Origin of the sequence: Polynucleobacter sp. AP-Melu-500A-A1 (genome assembly GCF_018882125.1) — a bacterium.
Lineage (GTDB): Bacteria > Pseudomonadota > Gammaproteobacteria > Burkholderiales > Burkholderiaceae > Polynucleobacter.
The window spans coordinates 26327-33654 of the sequence record NZ_JACVOZ010000006.1 but is presented as its reverse complement, the minus strand read 5'-3'; the positions used below and the strand labels follow the sequence as shown (position 1 = coordinate 33654).

3 protein-coding genes are annotated in these 7328 nt (G+C 45.0%); all 3 read left to right on the top strand.

Annotation, left to right across the window (positions count from 1 at the left end; genetic code table 11):
• Positions 1-23 precede the first annotated feature (23 nt).
• Genes ICN38_RS11380 through ICN38_RS11370 form a run of 3 tightly spaced genes read left to right on the top strand, consistent with a single transcriptional unit; the run spans position 24 to position 7318 of the window.
• Entirely contained in the window at positions 24-5888 is a 5865-nt protein-coding gene (locus ICN38_RS11380; RefSeq protein WP_216257219.1) for an MBG domain-containing protein, read from the top strand.
• Positions 5889-5931: 43 nt separating this feature from the next.
• Positions 5932-6756 (top strand): peptidylprolyl isomerase, encoded by an 825-nt coding sequence (locus tag ICN38_RS11375; protein ID WP_216257218.1) that lies wholly within the window; start codon positions 5932-5934, stop codon positions 6754-6756.
• Positions 6757-6766: 10 nt separating this feature from the next.
• A complete protein-coding gene (locus ICN38_RS11370; protein ID WP_216257217.1) occupies positions 6767-7318 on the top strand; it encodes a hypothetical protein in 552 nt (183 codons plus the stop codon).
• The last annotated feature ends 10 nt before the right edge of the window (positions 7319-7328 follow it).

The following is a 7328-nucleotide window of genomic DNA, read 5'->3' as shown; positions in this document are numbered from 1 at the left end:
CAGGCACCTTTAGCCAATCTAACGTGGGCACTGGCTTAGCAGTCACGATTGCCGATAGCTTGACCAATAACAGCCTGGGTAACTACACCTTAACTCAGCCAACAGGCTTTACAGCGAACATTACACCGAAGGCCTTAACCGTCACTGGCGCCACCGCATCAAACAAAGTCTATGACGGTACAAACACCGCTAGCTTTACCGGTGGCACCTTAACTGGAGTAGTTGCTGCTGATGCTGCTAATGTCACCTTGACTCAAGCTGGCACCTTTAGCCAAGCGAACGTGGGCACAGGCTTAGCGGTCACTACTACTAATGTACTTGGAGGCTCTGCCGCAGGTAACTACACCTTAACTCAGACTACTGACTTAACTGCTAACATCACGCCTGCTCCAATTACTGTCACCGCAAATGACCAAACCACTACCTACGGTACAGCCTTAGCTCTTGGAACTAATAGCTATAGCGTTACTGGTCTTTTGAACGGCAACACCCTTGCTAGTATTTCTCTTGCTCAAGGTGGTAATGCTACTGTTCCAGTTACCCAATCCGTTGCTACCTATAGCGGTTCAACAAACGGCATTATTGCAAGTGGCGCAGTAGCAGGGGCGGGTACTAGCTTATCAAACTACGCCATTACTTATGTTCCAGGCGTATTAACGATTAATCCAAAAGCCTTAACAATTACTGCAAATAATCAATCCACAACTTATGGAACAGCCCTAGCTCTAGGTAACAGTGCATTTACAGCAACTGGGTTAGTGAATGGTGATCGGGTGGCCGGCGTGACCTTAATCCAGGGCGGCCTTACCTCAATTGCGGCTACCCAATCCGTTGGCAGTTACTCTGGCGCTATTAATGGAATCATCGCTAGCGGCGCTACTGGTGTGGCGATGTCTAACTACACTATCAGTTATATAAGCGGTAGCCTTACAGTTAACCCTGCAACTCTTACTATAACTGCAACTAATCAAACTAGCACCTATGGATCTGGTATCGCCTTAGGTAATAGCGCCTTCACAACTTCAGGCCTAGTGAATGGCAATAGCATTGCTAGCGTTACTTTAATCAGTACCGGGACTAGCAACACTACAAATGTCGGTAACTATGCTATTGGAATTAGTGCAGCAGCAGCAGCAGCAGGAACCCATCTTTCTAACTATGCTATTACATATGTGCCTGCAGTATTGAGCATCACGCCCGCTCCAATTACTGTCACCGCAAATGACCAAACCACTACCTACGGTACAGCCTTAGCTCTTGGAACTAATAGCTATAGCGTTACTGGTCTTTTGAACGGCAACACCCTTGCTAGTATTTCTCTTGCTCAAGGTGGTAATGCTACTGTTCCAGTTACCCAATCCGTTGCTACCTATAGCGGTTCAACAAACGGCATTATTGCAAGTGGCGCAGTAGCAGGGGCGGGTACTAGCTTATCAAACTACGCCATTACTTATGTTCCAGGCGTATTAACGATTAATCCAAAAGCCTTAACAATTACTGCAAATAATCAATCCACAACTTATGGAACAGCCCTAGCTCTAGGTAACAGTGCATTTACAGCAACTGGGTTAGTGAATGGTGATGCAATTACTTCAATCACGATTAATTATTTAGGTGGAGTAAACGTTGCAGGAACTGTTAATGCTGGGACCTATATTGGTGCTGGAGGTCTAGTTGCTAGCGGCGCAATAGCTTCTGCTGGAACTAGTTTAGCTAACTATAATATTACCTATGTTAACGGTAGTCTAACTATTAATCCTGCTGCACTGACAGTGACTGCAAATGCTCAGACCATGACATACGCTGCAAATACTTTGCCAAGTCTGACATACACCTCTTCTGGCCTGAAAAATGGTGATGCACCATTTACCGGTGCATTGGCTACTACTGCTACGGCTTATAACGGTAGTGCTGGCTCTGCGTCAAATGTAGGCATCTATACCATTACTCAGGGAACACTTTCTGCTGGTTCAAACTATGCCATTACTTATCTACCAGCAAACCTGTCAGTGACCCCCAGTGGATTAATAATTGCTACTAATGCGCAGGCTGTTACATATGGCACTACCTTGAATCTGGGTACTACGGGATACACATCTGCCGGCTTACTTAATGGTGATTCGATTACAGGTGTAGGATTAAGTGTTTCCAATAATGTAGTGGTACCAGGCACAACAAATGCAGGTGTTTACACGATTGTTTCCAATAATGCGGCTGGGCTACGTTTAAGCAACTACAACATCACTTATCAAACAGGTGTTTTGACGGTAAATCCTAAGTCAATCAATGTCGTAGCTAATACTGTAACGATGGTATATGCAGACTCTGCCTTACCAAACTTGACCTATCAGGCGGTGACTGGCTTGGTGAATGGTGATTCCGTCACTGGTTCTTTGACCACAACCGCTAAAGCTTATAACGGTAGTGCAGGTTCTGCATCTAATGTAGGTACTTACGCCATTACCCAAGGCAGTTTAACTGCTGGCAATAACTACGCTATTACCTATACGCCTGCAAATCTAACAGTCACAGCGGCCAACCTTACTGTTACTGCTGCAAATCAATCGACTACCTATGGCCTTCTATTTGTCCTCCCTCAATCAGCATTGAGTGCTACGGGATTGCGTAATGGTGACTATGTCAGCACGGCAAGCATCATGTATAACGCTAACCAAGTGGTTCCTGGTTCTTTGAGTGCGGGTACTTATGCTAATTCTATTGCCATCAGCAATGCAGCGGGTGTTGGTATGAGCAACTACAACATTAGCTATATCGCTGCTAACTTGACTGTAAACAAGGGAACATTGACGGTTACGGCTGTATCTGATGGCAAGTTAGTAACTCAAGCTGATATTGCTGGAAGCGCCACAAACTGTGCTGGAGCGGCATGTGTGGGCGGATATGCAGGGGTAATGATTTCAGGGTTTGTTAACGGAGATACCGTAGCTAGCGGAGCTCTCGGAATTGCACCACTTGTAATTACCAGAACCAATGCCGCGATCAATGCAGCTGGCTTGTATAACAGCGTTTTGATGCCTAGTGGACTTAATCCACAAAACTACACTGTTCAGTATGTTGCTGGTAATTATGTGATTGCTCCAGCCGAGCAATTGTTGGTCAAGATGGGTAACAATACTACGGCCTACGGAACTGCGGCAAGTTATGGCTCTGTTACTGCTGCGTATTTGAAAACAGATGGTACTGTGATCAGCGGAATTCCGGTAACGGTAAGTGGTAGCACCATCTCAATGAATGATGGCCTGGGATCTACCGCTCAATTTACAGCTAGCCCTGTAAATCCAGTTAACAGCAGCTCCGGAAATCTATCCGTAGGTAGTTATGCCTTGGGTGCCAGCTCCGCCAGTATTACCGGAGCAAACTTTAATTCTATGGCAGTGATTGGTGGATTGGATGTCACACCTAAACAGTTAGCTTATGCAGATCTGGGTATCTCAGGTGTTGCTAAGGTTTACGATGGCTCTGTCAACATGAATAATCTTGCTATTACAGCTTCAAGCGGATTTATTGCTGGAGATATCATTAATGCAACGGCTCTTGGATCCTTTACTAGCAAAAATGTCGGAAATTCAATTCCATACAATATTGGCGTATTACTAAATGGTGCCGATAAGACCAATTATCAAATCGGCGTTGATCCAACGGTTAATAATGGTCTGTACGCTGGCAGTAATGGTGTTATTACCCAGCTCAATTCTGTAACGTATACAGGGCCAAATACCGGCGGCAATTGGTCTAACCCCGCTAACTGGACAACCACAGGCACAACTATCGTCGGCGCCATTCCAGATCTGTCGAACGTGGCCAATGTCATTATCCCAGTAGGCAGGTCAGTGGTTTATGACAATGCAGTAGCAGGACCGGTGACATCAGCGGTAACCAATAACGGCAATATGAACTTCAACCTCTCATCTGCTGCGAATATTGCAATGACTATCGCGGGTGCTGGAAGTGTGACGATAAGCAATAGCGGTCCTATTACCTTGAGTGGAATTAATAACTATGTGGGCGGCACTACTTTAAATGCTGGATCAAACCTGATCGTAGGTAATGGCTCTGCCATTGGCGCGCCAAATATCATTTCAAACGGTAGCGCAATCAATCCTACCTCATTCAGTACCTTAAGTGCAGTGACCTTGCCATATCTCAATATCACTGGTGGTACGACCCAGCTATTGAGTAATATCACCACTACAGGTGCTCAGACTTATAGTGATTTGATCTTGGGATCAACGGTAAGTGGCACAACTACTCTGAGAACTTCCAATGCCAATATCAATTTCATGGGCAAGATTGATGGAGCGACTGCTAAGTCACAATCATTAGTGGCAAATGCTGGAACTGGTATCGTAACTATTGGCGACAGCGTTGGCTCAGCAGCGCGTCTCAATTCTATTGCGATGACTGGCTCAAGCATTAACATTTTGGCCGACATCATTACAGCAGTAGGGCAGACCTATAACGGTAATGCTTTCATTGGGGATGCCGCCTACATTGGTAGAGCACCAACGGTTGGATTCTTGTTCTCGGGATATAGCAGTTACTTCCAGTACTCCACACCAGCTATTACAAGCACTATCAAGTACTTGAATATGAATCCTATTTATGTACGGACGATGATCTCTGAAGATCCTAACGTCACGTTCAACGGTACAGTGAATGACTTGGTTCCTAATACCCATACCTTATTGGTAGCAGCAATCGCACCCGATGCTACGGCAGGATCGAGCGCTGCTGCTAGCGTGAACTTTGGAGCGTCAGTAGGTAATGTTTCACCGTTGTATAGCTTAAATACGCAAGTCGTGGTGAATCAAAGTCAGGCTAATTCTGTCTCGAACTACGTTGGTACGGTAAGCCTAGTCGGAAACGTGGCAACGTACTCAGATCAAACCTATCGCGCTAATGTAATGACTGCTCAGGCTACTGCACAGCCAGGATCCGTGACATTCTCAATCTACGACCCAACGGCAAACATTACCTATTTGTTGCCATTGCAAACTTCAGGTGCCGGCGCTGGTCAAATGAATCTGCAGAATCCAAATAGTCTAGATGCATTGACAATCAATGGTGCAAACAACTACCTGGCTAATCAAAACCGTACAGGTACTAATAATTGGGGTAGTCCTGCTGTAATTACTCCGGCACTTGGTTACGTAGCTCCAACATTTGTTCCTCCTGCATTCGTGCCAGTACCTGGACCAACTGTTGAGCAGGCCTACTTTGTGCCTGTTACATTCCCTCCACCAATTGCCCCGATGCCACCCATGTCGCCAACCCTAGGATCTCCAAATGCGGTAGCACCAAGCGCTAATTCAGGAGCTGCAAGTATTGCTAATACATCAATTATTGCACCTATGATTCAGAACTCAACCAACTTTGTCGTCTATAACCTTGCTCAAAATTCAGCAAATGTGAACGTCACGATGACGCAGGATTTCAATGTTGCTGGAGGATCTCGTTCTGTAGCTGGCATGCAAGCATTTAATAAGGACGCATTGATTCCGAAACCAGAATCCGGAATGGTCAATATTTTGGTCAAAGTGCTTATAAACGGGGAGCCAACCACTTTAGCTTCCTCATCTCCAATACAGGGATTTAAGTTCACAGTACCCGAAACATTGTTACCGTCATCTATTGTTTCCAATACTGCTACTTTGACAGCTTCCCCTGCAACTGGATCCTTAGTCGAAAGGGCAGTTCAGTCTGATGGTTCACCTTTGCCAACTTGGCTTAAATATGACCCTGAAACCAATACTTTTAATGCAGATCAAATTCCGGTCGGTGCAAAACCGGTAGTAATTAAGATCCAAACTGTTAAGAATGGTCAAATTCTTGAGGAATCCCCACCCATTTTGATTGATACCAAATAATTTGTAGCCATCTTCTAGCTTATTAATAGAATAAAATAAGCCCATGAAAAAATACCTCATTTATTCCATATTAGTAGGCTTTTTGGCGATCAGCCAAGTAAGTCTTGCAGCCGACAAACCTAGCAAAGGCAACGATGTCGATTTCTTTGCTACTGTCAACGGTACTCCACTGACAAATGGATTGTTAGATCTCAATGTCAAAGCCGCCTTAGCCCAAGGCCAAAAGGATTCTCCAGAGCTTAAGAATGCGCTCAAAGATGAATTGATTAATCGTGAGTTACTGACTCAAGAATCTATTCGCCAGGGTTTGGATAAAGATATTGATTTCCGAGATCAAATTGCTCAGCTTAAGCAAACTTTGATGATTCAAGCATTTTTAGAGAATCATTTTCAGAAGAATCCTATTTCTGATGCAAAGCTTCGTGAAGAATACGATCGCCAAAGAAAGCTCATTGGTGAGGGCGCTTCTGCAAATCAATATCGTATTAGCCAAATTATTGTTTCTAACGAAACTGATGCCTTGGATTTAATTCGTCGCATTCAAAAGGGCGAACTCTTTGGTAAGTTAGCCCAAGACTACTCAATTGATCAAGCTTCAAAAGCCAATGGCGGTCAATTGGGATGGGTTCTGCCTGGTCAAGTAGTAGCGCCAGTGGCTAATGTGATAGTTAATCTCAGTAAAGGCGCTGTTGCGAATGCCCCAATTCAAACCCAGGGCGGTTGGGTCATTGTGAAGGTAGACGATAAGCGCCCATTCAAGTTGCCAACATTTGATGAAGCAAAGCCACAGTTGCGTCAAGCTGTGATACAGCAGTATTTGACCGAAACCGTAAAGAAATTACGCGAATCAGCCAAGATAGTGATGTAAGCTCATCTCCATGAAAAGCTTACTTCTATCCATTTTGTGCTGCTTATCACTGCATGCCACTGCTGGTGAAAAAGTCGCTTATCAAAACTGGGTAGTTGATATAAGCGGCAATACTACTGAAGCCTATACCGCTAATGACTCCAAATCTTCCTTTGGTGTATTTTGCGCTTCTGATAAATGCCTTTTCTATTTACATCAGGCATTGCAATGTCAGCCTAATGCTAAATACTCGGTGCTCATGAATAGTGCAAGTATTTCTACGGCCCTTTCAATGCAATGTACGCAAATTGGTGGCAATCTCTTTCAGATTTTGGATCCGTTTGATGCCGTTCTCAATGCTGTCAAAATTGGCGATACGATTGGCTTTGCAGTGGCGCTTCAGTCAGGCGCTTTTGGTGTCACGCGCTTTAGCTTGGCAGGCTCAACCGATGCTATTAGACGTGCACTTCAAGAGGCCGCTAGGGCAGCGCAACGCCCAAGCCAGCCAGCACCGGCAACGCCCGCACCAGTTCCACCTGCCAACTCTCCTGGCATGCGTGGTCTTAAAGATATCTTGATTTAACAAGGTGGGC

What these genes read in the sequence shown, in the direction of transcription:
- ICN38_RS11375 (WP_216257218.1), top strand. Translation starts at nt 5,932, where the DNA reads ATGAAAAAATACCTCATTTATTCCATATTAGTAGGCTTTTTGGCGATC.
- ICN38_RS11370 (WP_216257217.1), top strand. Translation starts at nt 6,767, where the DNA reads ATGAAAAGCTTACTTCTATCCATTTTGTGCTGCTTATCACTGCATGCC.